This is a genomic window from Kitasatospora sp. NPDC001309 (assembly GCF_042896295.1).
In the GTDB taxonomy this organism is placed as follows: Bacteria; Actinomycetota; Actinomycetes; order Streptomycetales; family Streptomycetaceae; genus Kitasatospora.
Window position 1 is genome coordinate 203,344 of sequence record NZ_JBIAXC010000008.1, and the last position, 19,017, is coordinate 222,360.

At 76.5% G+C, this 19,017-nt stretch carries 3 protein-coding genes; all 3 read left to right on the forward strand.

All coding sequences use genetic code 11. The features are described 5' to 3' along the window. The first annotated feature begins 27 nt into the window (after positions 1-27). From ACFY2K_RS11510 to ACFY2K_RS11520, 3 genes are read left to right on the forward strand one after another with little or no spacing between them, the layout of a single operon-like run. Positions 28-10,914, forward strand: a complete 10,887-nt coding sequence (locus tag ACFY2K_RS11510; RefSeq protein WP_387710942.1) for an amino acid adenylation domain-containing protein — start codon at positions 28-30, stop codon at positions 10,912-10,914. Beyond that, positions 10,911-17,981, forward strand: coding sequence for an amino acid adenylation domain-containing protein (locus tag ACFY2K_RS11515; RefSeq protein ID WP_387710944.1), 7,071 nt, complete (start codon positions 10,911-10,913; stop codon positions 17,979-17,981). Before ACFY2K_RS11510 ends, ACFY2K_RS11515 begins: the two co-directional genes overlap by 4 nt. Further along, positions 17,978-18,979, forward strand: a complete 1,002-nt coding sequence (locus ACFY2K_RS11520) for a methyltransferase (protein WP_380639111.1) — start codon at positions 17,978-17,980, stop codon at positions 18,977-18,979. The genes ACFY2K_RS11515 and ACFY2K_RS11520 overlap by 4 nt, the downstream gene beginning before the upstream one ends. Positions 18,980-19,017 lie beyond the last annotated feature (38 nt).

Below are 19,017 nucleotides of genomic sequence, written 5' to 3' on the forward strand. Positions count from 1 at the left end.
ACACCACGCGACGACCGGAGACGCCCGATGCAGCCTGACGTTCTTCCCCTGTCCTTCGCCCAGTCGCGCCTGTGGTTCCTGGAACAGCTCTTCCCGGGGCGGGCGACCTACCACCTGCCGCTGTTCGTCACCCTGGACGGCCCGGTGGACCAGGACGCGCTGCGAACGGCGCTCGGCGAGGTCGCCGACCGGCACGAGGCGCTGCGCTCGACCTTCCCCGACCGGGCCGGCGAGCCGCGCCAACTCGTCCACGAGCGCGCGGTGGTGGACTTCGCGGTGGTCCCCGCGGAGGCCGACGTCGACGCGCAGCTGCTGCGGCTGGTCGGGCGCCCCTTCGACCTGGCGGCCGGACCGCTGTGGCGGGTGCGGCTGTTGCGGGTCGGGCCGCGCGCGCACGTCCTCGCGGCGGTGTTCCACCACCTGGTCGGCGACGGCTGGTCGTTGGGGATCTTCACCCGGGAGCTCGGGCACCACTACAACCGCGCGGTGCGCGGCGGCGTCAGCGCCCTCGCCGCACCCGCCGCACCCGCCGCACCCGCCGAACCCGCCGAACCCGCCGAGCCCACCGAACTCGCCGAGCCGGAGATCCAGTTCGGCGACTACGTGCTCTGGGAGCGCGAGCAGCTGTCGGACGAACGCCTGGCGCGCGGGCTGCGGTTCTGGAAGGAGCGGCTGGACGGCGCCCCCGACCTGCTCGCCCTGCCGACGGACCGGCCGCGCCCGGCGGTGGCCTCCGACGCGGGCCGGCTGTTCGGGACCCGGCTGCCCCGCACGCTGTCCGAGGAGGTCCGCCGCCTCGGCGCGCGCGAGGGTGTCACGCCCTTCATGGTGCTGCTGGCCGGGTACGCCGTCCTGCTGCACCGCTACGCCCAGTCCCCGGACCTCGTGGTGGGCGTCCCCACGGCCGGCCGTTCGCAGCCCGAGACCGAGGGCGTGATCGGCTACTTCGCCAACACCGTCCCGCTGCGCCTGCGGGTCGACCGGGGCCAGGGCTTCCGCGAGCTGCTCCAGCAGGTCAAGCAGACGACCCTGGACGCCCACGACCACCAGGACATCCCGCTCGACCTGCTGGTCGACGAGCTGGGGGTGGCGCGGGACCTCAGCCGCAGCCCGCTGATCCAGACGCTGTTCGTGCTGCTGGAGGAGGGCCGCTCCACGCTCGGGGCCGGGCGCAGCGGGCTGGAGCTGGACGGGGTGACGGCCACCGGCCGCCGTCCGGTGACCGGGCACGCCAAGTTCGACCTGTCGCTGGTGGCCGAGGAGACCGGGCGGGGCTACGCCCTGGAGTTCGAGTACGCCACCGACCTGTTCGTCGAGTCCACCGTCCGGCGGATGGCGGAGCACTACGCCCGGCTGCTGGCCGGGGCGGTCGCCGACCCGGCCCGGCCGGTGGGCGAACTCCCGCTGGAGGAACCGGCGGTGGTGGCCGAGCGGGTCCGGTCCCTGAGCGGCGCGGACCTGCCGCACGACCGGGACGTCCTGCTGCACCAGTACGTCGAGCGGTTCGCGCGGAGCACCCCGGACGCCCCGGCGCTCCGGGGCGAGCACGGCGACCTGACGTACCGCGAACTGAACGAGCGGGCCAACCGCTTGGCGCGGGCCCTGGTGGCGCGTGGCGCGGGGCCCGGCGCGGTCGTCGGGATCGCGCTGCCGACCGGGCCCGAGCTGGTGACCGCGATGGTCGCGGTGGTGAAGACCGGGGCGGCGTACCTCGCCGTCGAGGTGAACCACCCGGCCGAGCGGATCCGGTCGGTGCTGGCCGACGCGGGCGCGGCGGTCGTGGTCACCACGCCCGGGCTGCGCGCGACCGTGGCGGGCCGCGCCGAGGTGCTGGTCCCCGCGGACCCGGCCGTGCGCCGGGGCATCGAGGAGCTCGGGTCGGCCGACCTCGGGGTGTCCGTCGGCGCGGACGCGATGGCCTACCTGGTGTACACCTCCGGGTCGACCGGCGAGCCCAAGGGCGTGCCGATCACCCACCGCAGCGTCACCCGGCTCTTCCCCGACCCCGATCCGCTGTACGCCTTCGGGCCGGACGACTGCTGGACCCTGTTCCACTCCTGCGCGTTCGACCTCTCGGTCTGGGAGATCTGGGGCGCGCTGAGCCACGGCGCGGTGCTGAGCCCCGTCCCGCCGACGGTCGCCCGGGCCCCGGAGGAGTTCGCCGACCACCTGGTGCGGCACCGGGTCGGCGTGCTCAACCAGACCCCGGCGGCCTACGAGCAGCTGCTGGACCACTTCGCCCGGCACGGCGTCCCCGACGGGCTCCGGCTGCACACCGTGATCGTGGGCGGCGAGGCGTGGGGCGAGGAACTCGCCGAGCGGCACCGGGTGTTGCTCGGCGGGGTGGCGCTGTTCAACGAGTACGGCCCGGCGGAGGCGGCGGTGTGGACGGCGCACCGGCTCGTCCACGACCCGGTGACGAAGCGCTCGCACCCGGTCGACCTCGGTGTGCCGCACAGCGGGAGCCTGGTCGTGGTGCTCGACGAGGGCGGCCGGCCGGTGCTCCCGGGGGCGGTCGGCGAGATCTGCCTCGGCGGCGAGGGGCTCACCCGGGGCTACTGGAAGCGGCCGGAGCTGGACAAGGCCGCGTTCTTCGAGGCGGTCCTGCCGGGGGTCGGGGCGCAGCGGCTCTACCGCACCGGGGACCTGGGCCGGTGCACCGCCGACGGCCGGGTCGAGTTCGTCGGCCGCAAGGACCGCCAGGTGAAGATCCGCGGCTACCGGATCGAGCTGCGCGAGGTGGAGCGCGCGCTGCTGGCCCTGCCCGGGGTCCGGGAGGCGCTGGTCACCGCCGTCGACGGGCGGCTGGTCGCCCATGTGGTGCCGGAGCCGGGGGCCGGCGCCGGCGTTGACGCCCGAACCACCGAAGCCGCCCTGACCGGCGCGCTGCGCGCCCGGCTGCCGCTCCACCTGGTCCCCGCCCACGTGGTGCTGCTGGACGCGTTCCCGCTGACCGCCAACGGGAAGGTCGACCACGACCGGCTGCCCGCGCCGCGTCCGGCGGACCGTGCCGCCGGGGTGGAGCCGAGCACCCCGACCGAGAAGCTGGTCGCCGGGGTGTTCGCCGAGACCCTCGGCGTCGACTCCGTCCCCGCCGACGCCGACTTCTTCGACCACGGCGGGCACTCGCTGCTCGCGACCCAGGCCGCCGCCAGGATCGCCGACCGGTCCGGCCGGCCCTGCCCCGTCCGCGCGCTGTTCGAGTGCGGCACGGCGACCGCGCTGGCCCGGTGGCTGGACGAGGCCCGGTCGGCGGCCGGCGGGCCCGCCGACCCGGACGGCCCGGCGCTGCCGCGGATCGTCGCCGACCCGCAGCGGCGCTACGAGCCCTTCCCGCTGACCGACGTGCAGCAGGCGTACTGGGTGGGGCGGACGGGCGCGCTGGACTTCGGCGAGGTCTCGGTCCACTGCTACGTGGAGTACGACGTGCCGGACCTCGACGTCGCCCGCCTGGAGCGGGCGTTCAACCGGCTGGTGCGCCGGCACGAGGCACTGCGGCTGGTGGTGGCGGAGGGCCGGCAGCGGATCCTGCCCCACGTCCCGGAGTACCGCATCGCGGTGGCCGACCTGGCCGGGCACGGCCCGGCGGAGGCGCAGCGGGCGCTCGCGGCCGCCCGCGACCGGATGGCGCACCAGGTGCTGCCCAGCGAGCGCTGGCCGCTGTTCGAGATCGCCGCGAGCCGGCTGCCGGACCGTCACCGGCTGCACCTCAGCCTGGACGCCCTGGGGCTCGACGCGTGGAGCCTGAACCTCGTCCTCAACGAGTGGGCCCGGCTCTACCGCGACGAGGACGCCGAACTGCCCGCGCTGGACCTGAGCGTGCGCGACTACGTGCTGGCGGAGCGGGAGTTCGCCGGCACGGCGGCCTTCCGCCGCTCCAGGGACTACTGGACGGGCCGGCTGGACACCCTGCCCGCCGCCCCGGCGCTGCCCCTGGCGGCGACCGCCCCGACCGGGCCGCGCCGCTTCGACCGGGTGCAGCGCCGGCTCCCCGCCGCCGACCTGCGCGCCCTGCGCGAACGCGCCGAGCGCCGCGGCCTGTCGCTGTCGGCCGTCCTGGCGGCGGCCTTCGCCGACACCCTCGCCACCTGGAGCGCCGAACCGCACTTCACCGTCACCACGACGCTCTTCAACCGGCTGCCGGTCCACCCCCGGATCAACGCGATCGCCGGGGACTTCACCTCGGTGAACCTCCTGGAGCTGGACTGGTCGGAGCCGGACGTCCCGTTCGCCGAGCGCGCGGGCCGGACCCAGGGCCGGCTCTGGGAGGACCTCGACCACCGCCACTTCGGCGGCGTCCGCGTGCTGCGCGAACTGGCGCGCACCCGGGGGCTCGACGGGGGACCGCTGATGCCGGTGGTGTTCACCTGCCTGCTGGGCGGCGAGGGCGGGGCGGACGGCTGGGAGAGCCTCTTCCCCGACGAGGTCTTCAACATCACCCAGACCCCGCAGGTCTGGCTGGACCACCAGGTCTACGAGTCCCGCGGGGAGCTGGTGCTCTGCTGGGACCACGTGGCGGGGCTCTTCCCGGACGGCCTGGTGCGCGACATGCACGAGGCGTACTGCGCCGCGCTGCGCGCCCTCGCCCGGGACGAGCGGGCCTGGGACCGTACGCGGCTCACCCCGTTCCCCGAGGCCCAGGCCGAACGCCGGGCCGTGGTCAACGACACCGCCGGGCCGGAGTCGGACCGGCTGCTCCACCAGCTCTTCGAGGACCGGGCCGCGAGCGGCCCCGACGCCGTCGCGGTGGTCGCCGAGGACCGCACCCTGACGTACCGGCAGCTCGACACCGCCGCCAACCGGGCCGCCCGGCGCCTGACGGCCGCGGGCGTCGAGCCGGGCGGGCGGGTGGCCGTCCTGGCCGGCAAGGGCTGGCGCCAGGTGGTGGCCTGCCTGGCGGTGCTCAAGGCGGGCGCGGCCTACCTGCCGGTCGACGCCGGGTCGCCGCAGCAGCGGATCGAGGACCTGCTGCGCCGCGCCGAGGTGGGCGGCGTGCTGGCCGACCCGGACCGGCTCGCCCGGGTCACCGGGCCGGCCGGGCGGTGCGCCCCGGGCGGAGCCCCGGTGCTGCCGGTGGACGAGGACCTGCTCGCACCGGTCGCCGAGGGCGAGGACGTCAGCGCCCCGCCGGCGTGCCGGACGCCCGCCGACCTCGCCTACCTGATCTTCACCTCGGGGTCCACCGGCGAGCCCAAGGGCGTGATGATCGACCACCGGGGCGCGGTGAACACCGTCCTGGACATCAACGACCGCTACGGGATCGGCCCGCGGGACCGGGTCCTGGCGCTCTCCGCGCTGGGCTTCGACCTGAGCGTCTACGACGTCTTCGGCCTGCTCGCCGCGGGCGGCGCGGTGGTCGTCCCGCCGGACGACCAGGTCCGCGAACCGGCGCGCTGGGCCGACTGGGTCCTCGACCACCGGGTCACGGTGTGGAACACGGTGCCGATGTCGATGGAGATGTTCACGGCGGCCGTGAGCGGCCGCCCGGACGAGTTCCGCGAGCGGCTGGCGCACAGTCTGCGGCTGGTGCTGCTCAGCGGGGACTGGATCCCCACCGAGCTGCCCGGCCGGGTGTCGGAGGTGTTCCGCGACGCGCGGACGGTGGGCCTCGGCGGCGCCACCGAGGCGTCGATCTGGTCGATCGCCCACGAGATCGACCGGGTCGACCCGGGGTGGGCGAGCGTCCCCTACGGACGGCCGCTGCGCAACCAGACCTTCCACGTCCTGGACCGGGCCCTGCGGCCCCGCCCCGACCACGTGCCCGGCGACCTCCACATCGGCGGCACCGGGCTGGCCCGGGGCTACTGGCGGGACGAGGAGCGGACGGCGGCGGCCTTCGTCGTCCACCCCGACACCGGCGAGCGGCTCTACCGCACCGGCGACCGCGGCCGCTACCTGCCGAACGGCGACATCGAGTTCCTGGGCCGCGACGACCTCCAGGTCAAGGTGGGCGGCCACCGGATCGAGCTCGGCGAGATCGAGCACCACCTGGCCGGGCTCCCGGGCGTGCGGCACGGCCTGGCGCACGTCGTCAGGCCGGACGGGCGCACCCCGCGGCTCGCCGCGTACCTGCACGTCGACCTGCCGGAGGAGGACGAGGAGGCCGCGGCCGCGGCGGTCGAGTTCCGGCTGGCACAGCCCGGGCTGCGCGTCCTCGACGGGGAACTCCACCCCCTCGGCAGCGGCACGGACAGCGCCGACGCCGACGCGGCGCTGAGCGCGCGCAAGAGCTTCCGGGCCTTCGAGGGCGCCGAGCCGGACCCCCGGGCACTGGCCGACTGGCTCACCGGGGCCCTGGCACCCCGCCCCGCGCCGGGCGACGACCGCTCGGTCGCCGCCGCCGTGCGCCCGCTGCTGGCCCGTCCGGTCGAGGGCTCCGCCCTGCCCCGGCGGCGCTACGGGTCGGCGGGCTCGCTGTACCCCGTCCGGACCTACCTGGTCGGTGACCGCGACGCCGAGGGTCTGGCCGCCGGGGTGTTCTACCTCGACCCCGTCCGGCACGGGTGGGTCCGGGTGGGCTCCGGCGAGGCGGCGGCCGCCTGGCGCGCCGCCCACGGCGGCCGGGGCCCGGCCCTGCTGCTGGTGGCCAAGGGCTCGGCGATCGAGCCGCAGTACGGCGGGCGGGGCCTGCGCTACGCGGCGGTCGAGGCCGGGTCGATGGCCCAGCTGGTGAGCGACGCGACCGGGGCGGCCTGGCGGCTGCGGCAGGACCGCGAGGCGGGCGGGCTGGCCCCGCTGGTGCTGGAGAGCCCGGACTGCCGGCTGCTGGGCGTGCTGGAACCCGGCCCGGTGGACGAGGCGGCCGGTGACGCCGTGGACGAGGTGCTCCCGGACGGCCTCACCGTGCTGGTGCACGTCAGGCCGGGCGCCGTCCCGGCCGGGGCCGGCGGCGGACTGTCGGCGGGCTGGCACCGCTGGGAGGGCGGTCGCTGGGCCGGCTTCGCCGGGCCGGAGCCCGCGCCCGACCTCAGCAACCCGGACAACTGGTCGATCTACCAGGGCGCGACGGCCGCCGTGTTCCTGCTCGGCCCCACGTCCGGCGGCCCCACGCCCGGCGGTCCCACGCCCGGCGGTCCCACGCCCGGCGGTCCCACACTCGGGGCCGAACGGGAGCCCGGGGCAGCCGAGTCGGCGGCCGGCCGGCTGGTGCAGCGGCTCGCGGACACCGGCCACCACCACGGGCTCGGCGGCTGCTCGATCGGCGAACTCGACCCGACCGGCGACCGGATCGTCCGGGCCGCGGCCGGCGGCGGCGAGGTCCTGCACGCCTTCTTCGCCGGTCCGGTGGCCGACGCCCAGCGCGCCGACCCGCGGCCGAGCGAAGCCGTCCCGTTCCGCCGGGTGCTCGCCCGGCTGGCCCGGACGGCGCTGGAGCGCCGGCTGCCCCCGTACATGGTCCCCGAGCACTACCTGGTGCTCGGCGAGCTGCCGCTGTCGCGCAACGGGAAGGTCGACCGCGGCCGGCTGCCCGCCCCGGCGGCGGCCGCGGCGCAGCGGCCCGCGCGGCCTGCGGGCGACGGGCGGCCGTACGGCGCGACCGAGCAGGCGGTCGCCCGGCTGTGGGCCGAGCTGCTGGGGGTCACGCCCGGGCCGGAGGACGACTTCTTCGCCCTCGGCGGCCACTCGCTGACCGCGACGCTCCTGCTCAACCGCGTCCGGGAGGTCTTCGGGGTCGAACTCCAGCTGCGCGGCATCTTCCTGCACCCCGACGTGGGCGGGCAGGCCGGGCTGATCGAGGCCGCCCGCGCCGACCGCCCGGCGGCGACGGTGGCGGCGGCGGACCGGACCCCGGCCCTGCGGCGGCGCTCGGCCACCCGGGCACCGGCCTCCTCCGGCCAGCAGCGCCTGTGGTTCGCCGAGCAGCTCGCCCCGCCCGAACTGCGCGGCGCCGTCTACGCGATGCCCTCGGCCGTCCTGATCGAGGGGGCGACGGACTGGCCGCTGCTGCGCCGGGCCGTGCAGCGGATCGTGGACCGGCACGAGGTGCTGCGGACCACCTTCCGGATCGCCGACGGGCGGATCGAGCAGGTCGTCCACGCGCGGATGCCCGTCGACCTGGAGGTCGAGGACTGCCCGGGCGTGGACGAGGCCGACCGGCGGGCGTACGCCGACCGGCGGCTGCGCGAACTGGCCGGGCACCGCTTCGACCTGGCCCACGGCCCGCTGTTCCGCTTCCACGTGCTCCGGCTGGCCGAGGACCGCCACCTGCTGTTCAGCGCGCTGCACCACATCGTCTCCGACGGCTGGTCGGTCGGCGTCTTCGCCGCCGAGCTCGACCTCGCCCAGCGGGCCGAACGCGACCGACAGGCTCCCGAACTGCCCGAGTTGGCGCTCCAGTACGCCGACTACGCGGCCTGGCAGCAGGAGCCCGCCACCCAGCGGGCCGCCACCGCGCGGGTCGACTTCTGGCACCGGACGCTGTCCGGGGCGCCCGCCACCTCGGTGCCGCCGGCCGACCTGCCCCGGCCCGCCCGGCAGGACTTCACCGGATCCAGCGTCAGCCGGCCGCTGCCGCCCGGACTGGCCGCCCGGATCGAGGAGCACTGCCGCACCCTCGGCGTCACGCCCTTCGCCTTCCACCTGGCGGCCTACACGGCCTGGCTGTCCCACAGCACGGGCCAGGACGACCTGGTGGTGGGCACCCCCGTCGACTCCCGCCACCACCCGGACCTGGAACGGCTGATCGGATTCTTCGCCAACATGCTGGCCCTGCGCGTCGACCGGGCGGCGCGGAGCACCTTCGGCGAGCACGCCCGGGCGGTGCAGGAGCGCCTGCTGGCCGCCCACGAGCACCGGGAGGTGCCGTTCGAGAGCGTGGTCGACGCGCTCGGCCTCGACCGCCGCTCCGGCCGGCACCCGCTCTTCCAGACCACCTTCGTGCACGAGAGCGCCGACCGGGCCGCCACCCTGCCCGGAGCCGTCCCCGTACCGCTGGAGTCGACCGTCGCCCGCTACGAGGTCAGCGTGCTGCTGCGGCCGCGCGGCGGAGAGTGGGAGCTCACCGTCGAGTACGCGACCGGGCTCTTCCTGCCCGGGACGGCGCACCGCTGGCTCGACGAACTCCTGCTGCTGCTGGACGCGGCCGCCACCGACCCGGGGGCGCGCCTCGACGAGCTGACCGCCGTACTGGACGCCGCCGAACAGGACCGCACCGGGGGCCGCCGCGGCCCGCACCGCCCGCTGCCGGAGACCACCGTCGCCGAGCGCTTCGAGGAGATGGCGCGGCTGCACCCCGACGTGTGCGCGATCCGCTCCGGCGACGGCGGCCGGGAGACGCTCACCTATCGCGAACTGGACGCCCGGGCGAACCGGATCGCCCGGCTGCTGCTCGCCCACGGGGCCGGACCGCGGCGGGTGGTGGCCGTCCGCCTGCGCCGTACGGCCGACCTGTTCGCCACCTACCTGGCCGTGCTCAAGACCGGCGGCTGCTACGCGGCGATCGACGGCGGCAACCCGCCCGCCCGGATCGCCGCCCTGCTGGCGGACCTGGCGCCCGACCTGGTCGTCACCGACCGGGCCGACGCCGCCCCGACCACCGACGGCCCCTGCCTGGTGCTGGACGAACGGTCGGGCGCCGACCTCGACGACGGCCCCCTGCCCACCGCGGCCGGCCCCGACGACCTGGCCTACATCGTCCACACCTCGGGCTCCACCGGCGAGCCCAAGGGCGTGCGGATCCGGCACCGCGGCGTGGTCAACCTGGCGCTCTCCCAGCACGACCACTACGAGGTCGGACCGGGCCGCCACGTGCTCTCCCTGGCGTCCTGCGGGCACGACGGCTCGGTCTGGGAGTGGACCACGGCGCTGCTCAACGGGGCGACGCTCAGCATCGTGGCGGACTCCGCCGCCGAGGTGGTCAACCGGCTGCACCACCCGGACCGGCACCCGCCGGTCCACCTGGCCGCGCTCACCCCGACCGTGCTGGCCACCCTGCCCCCACACGCCCTGCCCGACCTCCAGGTGCTGGTGGTCGCGGGGGAGAGCTGCCCGCAGAGCCTGATCGACCGGTGGTCCGGCCGGGCCCGGATGTTCAACTTCTACGGGCCCAGCGAGGCCACCGTGACCGCCACGGCCTTCCCCGTCGACGGGCGGCGCGGCGCCGCCACCATCGGGCTGCCCGTGCGCAACACCGAGGTCCGGCTGCTCGACGAGCGGCTCCGGCCGGTGCCCCCCGGTGGCAGCGGCGAGATCTGCATCGGCGGCGTCGGACTGGCCGAGGGCTACCACCGGCGGGACGGCGAGACCGCCGCCGCGTTCGTCGAGACCGTGATCGGCGGCCGCCCCACCCGGCTGTACCGCACCGGCGACCGGGGCCGCTGGTCGGCCGACGGCCTGCTGGAGTTCCTCGGCCGGCTCGACGAGCAGGTGAAGGTCCGCGGCGTCCGGGTCGAGCCCGGCGAGGTCCGCGCCCGGCTGCTCGACCTGCCGGGCGTCGACCAGGCGGCGGTGGTCGCCGACAGCGGGTCGGGCGAGGTCCGGCTGCTCGGCTACCTGGTCGCGGCGCGACCGCTCGACCCGGACGCGCTGCGGGACCGGCTGCGGGCCACCCTGCCGGACGCGATGGTCCCCGCCTGGCTCTGCCAGGTCGACGCCCTGCCCCGGGCCCTGAGCGGAAAGGTCGACGCGGCGCGGCTGCCCCGGCCCGAGGCGGCCCCGGCGCCGGAGGAGCCCTCCCCGGGGGCCGGCTCGACCGTGCAGCGCCTCCAGGGGCTCATGGAGACGGTCCTGGAGGGCCGACGGCTCGGGCCCGAGGACGACTTCTTCCGCCACGGCGGCCACTCGCTCAAGGCCGTCCAACTCGTCACCGCCGTGTACGAGGAGTTCGGGACCGAGCTGGAGGTCCGGGACGTGTTCGACCACCCCACGGTGGCGGAACTGGCGCAGCTGATCGACGACAAGGGGCAGACCCGATGACCGGCGCACCCACCCGGACCCGGCGTCAGCCGGTCTCCCGCTTCCAGCGGCAGCTCTGGCTGGCCGAGCGGATCGCCCCCGCACCGGGCACCTACAACCTCCCGGTGCTCCTGGAACTGCGCGGCACCCCGCAACTCCCCGCCCTGGCCGAGGCGCTGCGCACCCTGCTGCGGCGGCACGCCGTGCTGCGCTGGCAGTTCCCCGAGGCGGACGGCGAACCCCACGCCGAGGACAGCGGCGACCCGGAGGTGCCGGTCGCCGAACTCGACTGGCGGGAGCTGTCCGCACCGGACCGGGAGGCACTGCTCGCCGCGTTCTTCCGGGAGCCCTTCGCGCTCGACCGGGGGCCGCTGGTCCGGGCCGCGCTGGCCCGGACCGGGCCGGACCGCCACTGGTTCGCGCTCTGCGTGCACCACCTCCTGGTGGACGGCTGGTCGATCGGCATCCTGCTGCGCGAACTGGCCGCCGCCTACAGCGCCGCCGTGCACGGCCGGGATCCCGAACTCCCGCCCCCCGGCACCCCGTTCGCGCAGGACGTCGAGCGCGAACCGGCCGACCTGACCCGGCAGTCGGAGTTCTGGACGAAGTCCCTGGCCGGTGCTCCGCAGCGGCTCACCCTGCCCTTCGAACGCGGCCGCGACTCCTGGTCGGGGCAGGCCCGGCGGTACGACTTCGGCCTCTCCCCGGAACTCAGCGCCCGACTGCGCGGGCTCGGCGAGGAACGCCGCGCCAGCCCCGCGATGACGCTGATGACGGCCTACCTCGCCCTGCTGGCCCGGTTCGGCGCCACCACCGACGTGCTCGGCACGGTGCCGGTGGTCAACCGGCTGCGCCCGGGCCTGGGCGACACCGTGGGCCTGCTCACCAACACCCTGCCGGTGCGGCTGACCCTCGCCCCCGGCGCGAGCTTCGCCGACGCCCTGACCCAGGTGCGCGACCGGCTGCTGAACGCCATGGCCAACGCCGACGTGCCGTACCAGCAGATCGTCGACGCCGTCGCCACCGAGCGCGAGCCCCACGTGCCCACGCTCTGCCAGACGCTGTTCACCTGGGGGGAGAGCGGGCCGCCGCTCGTCCTGGACGGCCTGGAGACGGAGCTGCGGCCGGCCCCCGAGATCGCCGTCAGGTTCGACCAGATGCTGTTCGCCGGGGAGCGGGACGGCCGCATCGAGCTCCGCCTGGAGTACCCGGCCGAGCTCTACGACGAGGACTCCGTCGCCGAGTTCGCCGAGAGCTACGTCGCCTGCCTGACGGCGATGGCCGAGGACTGCGACCAGCCGGTCGAATCGGCCTCGCTGGTCTCCGAGCGGCAGCGCCGCCGGATGGCCGCGTGGTCGCGGCCCCGGCCCGAGCCGCCGCGGTCGCGCACCGTCCACCAGGCGGTCGAACACTGGGCCGCCACCGGCCCGCGGGTGGTCGCGCTGCACCGGGGCGAGCGCACCTGGGACTACGGGTGGCTCAACGCCACCGCCAACCGGCTCGCCCGCAGGCTGCGCGCCGCCGGGATCGGGCCCGGCGACGTCGTCGCGCTGCGGATGGAGCGCTCGGTCGAACGGGTCGTCGCCTGGCTGGCGACGGCCAAGGCCGGCGCCTGCTACCTGTCCGTCGACCCGGGCGACTCCACAGACTCCACGGACAGCGAGACCGGAAGGGCCGTCGCCGGGGCCGCGCTGCTGCTGGCGCACGAGGCCCTGGCGGCCGACCCCCTCCCGGGCGTCCCGCTGCTGCTCTGGGAGCGGACAGAACCGGAACTCGCCGCGCTGGACGGCACCGACCTCGGGCTGGACGTCGACCCCGACGACCCGGCCTGCCTGGTGTTCACCTCCGGAACCACCGGGCCGCCCAAGGCGGTCCGGCTGGCGCACCGCGGCCTGGTCAACCTCGCCGCCCACCACCGGGAGGCCTTCGGGGTCGGGCCGGGCGAGGTCGTCCTCCAGCTCGCCGCCGCCGGCTGCGACGCCTCGGTCGGGGAGTGGGCGGGCGCGCTCGCCAACGGCGCCGCGCTGCGGCTCCCGCCGACCCGGGACGTCCACGACCGCCCGGCCGCGGTCGTCGCGGCGCTGCGCGAGCCCGGCGCCACCGTGGTCGCCCTGCCGCCCTCCCTCGCCGCGGCGCTGCCCGACGACGCCCTGCCCGCCGTCCGGGTGCTGCTGCTGCGGGGCGAGCCGTCCCCGCCCGAGCTGCTGACCAGGTGGGCGGCGCGGGTGCCGGTGGTGGCCGACACCTACGGCGTCGGCGAGGCCACGGTGACGAGCACCAGCTTCGTCCACCGGCCCGGGTTCCCCGCCCGGACGGTGGGCACGGCCCTGCCCGGCGTCGGGATCCACGTCCTGGACGAGGCCGGCCGTCCGCTCCCGCCCGGCCTGGTCGGCGAGATCGGCGTCTCCGGCGAGGGCCTGGCACCCGGCGAGGGCCTGGCACCCGGCGGGGGCCTGACGCCCGGCCACCCGGACAGCCCGAACGGTCCGGACGGGGCTCCGGCTCGGATCCACCGCACCGGCGACCTGGGCCGGTTCCTGCCCGACGGCAACCTGGTGTTCGAGGGCCGCCGCGGCGACCGGACCGAACTGCGCGGCCACCGGGTCGACCCGGACCGGATCGCCTCGGCCCTGCGCACCCACCGCACGGTGCGGGACGCCGCGGTGACCGCCGCCCCGGTCGGCACCGACGGCCCCCGGCTCACCGCCTACGTGGTGCCCGCAGGCCAGGCCCCCGCAGGCGAGGAGGCCCGCGCCCGGCTGCGGCTGGAGCTGCGCGACCACCTGGCCGAGCGGCTCGGACCCCACCCGGTGCCCGAGGCGTACGTCCTGCTCGACGAACTGCCGCTGAACCCGCGCAGCCTGACCCTCCGGCCGCGGGCCCTGCCCCGCCCCGGGGCCGACAGCCTGCTCGGCCCGGACGCCTCCGCGCTGCGCACCGCCACCCAGCGGGAACTGGCCGGGATCTGGAGCGGGTTGCTGGGCGTGGAGACGGTCGGCCCGGACGACTCGTTCTTCCTGCTGCGCGGCAACTCGCTGCTGGTGGTCAAGGTCGGCCACGCGATCCGCGCCCGCTTCGGCGTCGACCTGCCGGTCCGCCGGCTCTTCGAGCGCAGCACGCTGCGCGACCTCGCCGAAACCGTGGACGAGGCACTGGCCGCCCGGGACGCCGTGGACCCGGCGGCGCGCCGGGCACCGGCCGAGCCCCTGCCGCGGGCCACCGACCGGCCGGAGTGGCCGCTGTCCTTCGCCCAGGCCCGGATGTGGTTCCTGGACCGGCTCACCGACGGCAACCCCGCCTACCACGTGCCGCTGGCCCTGCGGCTGACCGGGCGGGTGTCGGCCGAGGAGGTCGGGCGGCTGCTGACCGCGCTGGTGCGCCGGCACGAGGTGCTGCGCACGGCGTACGTCGAGACCGACCGCCGGCCCGTCCAGCGGGTCCTGGCAGCCGCGCCGGTCCGGGTCGCGGTCAGCGACCTGCGGGGCCTCGACCGCCCCGAGGGCGAGCGGGAGTGGCGCCGCCTGGCCGCCGCCGACCTGGCCCGGCCGTTCGCCCTCACGGCCGGGGAGAACCTGCGGGCCCGGCTGGTGGCCCTGGACGAGGAGCACGCCGTCCTGCTGCTCTGCCTGCACCACATCGCCGTCGACGGCTGGTCGGTGGAGCAGCTGCTGGCGGAGCTGGCCGCGCTCTCCCGCGGCGAGGACCTGCCGCCGGTGCCGCTGCGCTACGTCGACTACGCAAGCTGGCAGCGGGAGATCGGCTCCGACCGGCTCGACCAGCAGCTGGCCCACTGGAAGTCCCGACTCGACGGCGCCCCCGAGCGGTTGGAGCTGCCGACCGACCACCCCCGGCCGCCCGAGCAGGACTACCGCGGCGCCACCGTGACCCGCCCGCTGGCGGAGGGGCTCAGCGCCGGGCTGCGGAAGCTCGCCGCCGACCGCGGGGTCACCGAGTTCGTGCTGTACCTGACGGCGTTCCAGGTGTGGCTGGGCCGGATGGCGGGCAGCGAGGACGTCGTGGTGGGCACGGCGGTGGCCGGCCGGCACTACGTGGGCAGCGACCGGCTGGTCGGGCTGATGGCCAACTCGCTCGCCCTGCGGCTGCGCCACGAGGGCACCGAACGCTTCACCGACCTGGTCGCCAGGGCGCGGGACACCGTCGTCACCGCCCAGGAGAACCAGGACCTGCCGTTCGAGCTGCTGGTCGACCACCTGGACGTGGCCCGCGACCTCGGCCGCACCCCGGTCTTCCAGACCATGTTCACCCTCGCCGACCGGCTCCCCGCGCCGTTCGACCTGGCCGGGGCCACCGCCGAACTGCTCACCCTGGACGCCGACACGGCCAAGTTCGACCTCTCCCTGCACGTCCAGACCGGCGGCGTCGACGGCCCCTACCTGCGGGCCGACCACGCGACCGCGATCCTCGCGCCGGACACCGTGGCGCAGTGGCTGGAGGGCTTCGAGACCTTCCTGTGGTCGGTCCTCGCCCGGCCCGACGGCCCGGTCCGCGACCTCGACCTGCTGCCCCCGGCGCGCCGCGCCGCACTGCGCCGCCTCGGCTCCGGACCGGTCCGCGCCTACGGGCCGGAGCCGGTCACGGACCTGGTCGCCGGGTGGGTCCGTCGCGACCCCGGGCGCACCGCCGTCGAGGACGCGACCGGACGGCTCGGCTACCGCGAACTCTCCGACCTGGCCGACCGGGTCGCCGCCGGCCTGCACCGGCACGGCGTGCGCCCCGGGGACCCGGTGGTCGTCGCCCTGCCCCGGGACCGCCGGCTGCCCGCCGCGCTGCTCGGGATCCTGCGGGCCGGCGCCTCCTTCGTCCCCGTCGACCCGGCCCACCCGGCCGCGCGCACGGCGCACGTCGTCGAGGACTGCGGCGCCCGCCTGGCGCTGGGCGACCCGGGCGCCGCCGGGCTGTCCTGCGTCGGCTGGGCGGACCTCATCGAGGCCGGCGGGGCGCCCGGGCCCACCGGGCCGGGGCCCGACGCGGTCGCGTACACGATCTACACCTCGGGCTCCACCGGCCGCCCCAAGGGCGTGGTGGTCTCCCACCGGAGCCTGGCCAACTCCCTGCGGGCGATGGCCGAGGTGCTCGGCACCGGCCCGGGCCACCGGCTGCTGGCGATCACCACCACCGCCTTCGACATCTCCGTCCTGGAACTGCTCCTCCCGCTCACCGCCGGGGGCACCGTGATCGTGGCGGACGAGCAGGCCCAGCGGGACCCGGACACCCTGCGGACGTGGCTGGAGGACCACCGGGCCGACGTCCTCCAGGCCACCCCGGCCACCTGGCAGGGCCTGCTCGACACCGGATGGGCCGCGCCCCGCGACTTCACCGCGGTCGTCGGCGGCGAAGCCCTGCCCCAACCGCTCGCCGACCGGCTCACCGAGCGGACGGGCACCGCGTGGAACGTCTACGGCCCCACCGAGGCCACCATCTGGAGCACGGCGGCCCGGCTGGTCCGCCACGAACGCGTGCACCTGGGCCGCCCCCTGCCCAACACCCGGGCGTCCGTCCTGGACGCCTCCGGCCGGCCGGTGCCCCAAGGGGTCGTCGGGATGCTGCACCTGGCCGGGGCCGGGCTCGCGGTCGGCTACCTCGGGCGCCCCGACCTGGACGCGGCGGCCTTCGGCACCGACCCGGAGACCGGCGAGCGGCTCTACCGGACCGGCGACCTGGCCAGGATGCGCGCCGACGGCACCCTGGAGTTCCTCGGCCGCCAGGACGCCCAGGTGAAGATCCGCGGCTTCCGGATCGAACCGGGCGACGTCGAGGCGACGCTGTCCCGACTGGCCGGTGTGGAACGGGCGGTGGTCACCGCCGTCGGCTCCGGGGCGCACGCCCGGCTGGTCGCCTTCCTCCAGCAGGCCGGCCCGGACGCCGACGGCCCGGACGCGGACGGCCCGAGCGCGGACGGACTGGATGCGGACGGACTGGCCGAGGCCGCCCGCCGCCGGGCGCAGGAGCAGCTGCCCGAGTACCTGCGGCCGTCCCAGTACCTCGTCCTCGCCGAGCTGCCGCTCACCCCGAACCGCAAGGTGGACACCGCCGCGCTGCGCGCACTGGCGGCCGAGCGGACGACCGCCGCCCGACCGGACGACCCGGTGATGATGACCCCGGTGCAGTACGCGCTGCGGCGGCTCTGGCGCACCGTCCTCGGCGGGGCCGCGCCGGGCCTGCGGGACGACTTCTTCGCCTCCGGCGGGACGTCGGTGCTCGCCGTCCGGCTGGCCCGGGAGATCCAGCGGGAGTTCGGCACGGAGGTCCGGGTGGCCGACGTCTTCCACGGCCGCACCGTCGAGCGGCTCGCCGAACTGGTCGGCCGGGCCGGCGGCACCCCGCCGCAGCTGCCCGTCCTGCTCGACCTGCCCGACCTCGGCAACGGCGCCGCCACGGCACCGGCCGACGGCGAACCGCCCGTCTTCGCGATCCATCCGGCCGGCGGCACCGCGTACTGCTACCAGCCGCTGGCGGAACTGCTGCGCTCCGCGCGCTGCGTGGGCGTCAACCACCCCCACCTCGACGACCTGGAGCACCGCTACGCAACGCTGCGCGAGATGGCCGAGGAGTACGCCCGGCTGCTGCGGGCCCGGCAACCCGCCGGCCCGTACCGGCTGCTGGGCTGGTCCTTCGGCGGAACGCTCGCCTACGAGATCGGCCGGGTCCTGGAGCGGGCGGGGGAGCGGGTCGCCGGAGTCGTGATCCTCGACGCCCACAACTGGGGACCGCGTGCCGCCGCGCTCGCCGCCCTCGACATCGACGAGGTGCTGGAACACCAGCGCCGCCACGGCCAGCACGTCGACCGCTTCATGGAGAAGGACGCCCGGGAGAGCGACCGGCTGCTGCGGGCGAGCTGCGCGACGGCGGCCGGCTTCCCCGTCCTGCTGTTCAAACCCACCGACCGGGACGAAGTCGCCCCGGCGCTGTTCGACGACGAGCACAACGGCTGGCGGGGCCTGCCCGCCGCACTGACCCTGCGGCGGGTCGAGGGCAACCACGGCAGCCTGCTCCGCAAGCCGGCCCTGGACCGGATCGCCGCCGAGGTCGACGACTTCTTCGCCGTGACGATCGGAGTGACGACATGATCCCGCCTCCCCTGGAGAACGCGCTCTACGGCATCCACGCCACCCACGCCCTGCGGCTGGCCGACCGGCACGGCGTCTTCACCCACCTGCTGCGCCACGGCCCGGCCACCGCACCCGCCGCGGCCGCCGAACTGGGGCTCGACGCCGAGACCCTGGAACGGCTGATGCTGCTGCTCAAGGTCTCCGGACTGCTCGCCGACGCCGGCGGCGGCCGGTACGAACTCCCCGCCGGGACGGCCGACTTCCTCGCCCCCGACGGCCCCCGCTACCTGGGCGGCTTCGTCGAGCACCTGGTCACCGACGCCGCCCGCCAACTGGAGCTGCTGGACGGGTACCTGACCCGCGGCAAGGACGCCGTGGACGCGGACCTCCCGGACGCGTTCGCCCGGATCCACCGGGACGGCGCGTCGACCGAGCGGTTCCTGGCGGCCATGTGGCAGCTGAGCCACCACGCCTCCGACCGCCTGGCCGAACTCGCCGACCTGGGCACGGTGACCAGGCTGGTCGACGTCGGCGGGGCCAACGGCCCCTTCGCCGTCGCCGCGCTGCGCCGCCACCCGGCCCTGCGGGCCACCGTGTTCGACCTGCCCGAGGTCGAGCCGTTCCTCAAGGCCAAGCGGAGCGAGCACGGACTCGACGACCGGCTGGACTTCCGGGCCGGGGACTTCTTCCGCGACGAGCTGCCCCCCGGCGACTGCTTCGCCTTCGGCTACGTCCTGTCGGACTGGTCCGACGCCACCTGCCTCGACCTGCTGCGCTCGGCCCACCGGGCCTGCGCGCCCGGCGGCCGGGTGCTGGTGATGGACCGGCTGTTCGACGAGGACCGCGACGGCCCGCTCGGCGCCGCCGTGATGAACCTGTCGATGCACGTGGAGACCCAGGGGCGGCACCGCTCGGCCCGGGAGTACGCCGGACTGCTGGAGGCCGCCGGGTTCACCGCCTGCGAGGTGCGCCGCTCCGACGGCGACAAGCACCTCGTGACGGCCCGCCGGTCGTAGGCCCCGTCCGAGCCCGGCCCCAATCCCTCGTCGAACCA

Excerpts from the sequence above, each read along its gene's own strand:
- ACFY2K_RS11510 (WP_387710942.1), top strand. The coding sequence starts at position 28 with ATGCAGCCTGACGTTCTTCCCCTGTCCTTCGCCCAGTCGCGCCTGTGG.
- ACFY2K_RS11515 (WP_387710944.1), top strand. The coding sequence starts at position 10,911 with ATGACCGGCGCACCCACCCGGACCCGGCGTCAGCCGGTCTCCCGCTTC.
- ACFY2K_RS11520 (WP_380639111.1), top strand. The coding sequence starts at position 17,978 with ATGATCCCGCCTCCCCTGGAGAACGCGCTCTACGGCATCCACGCCACC.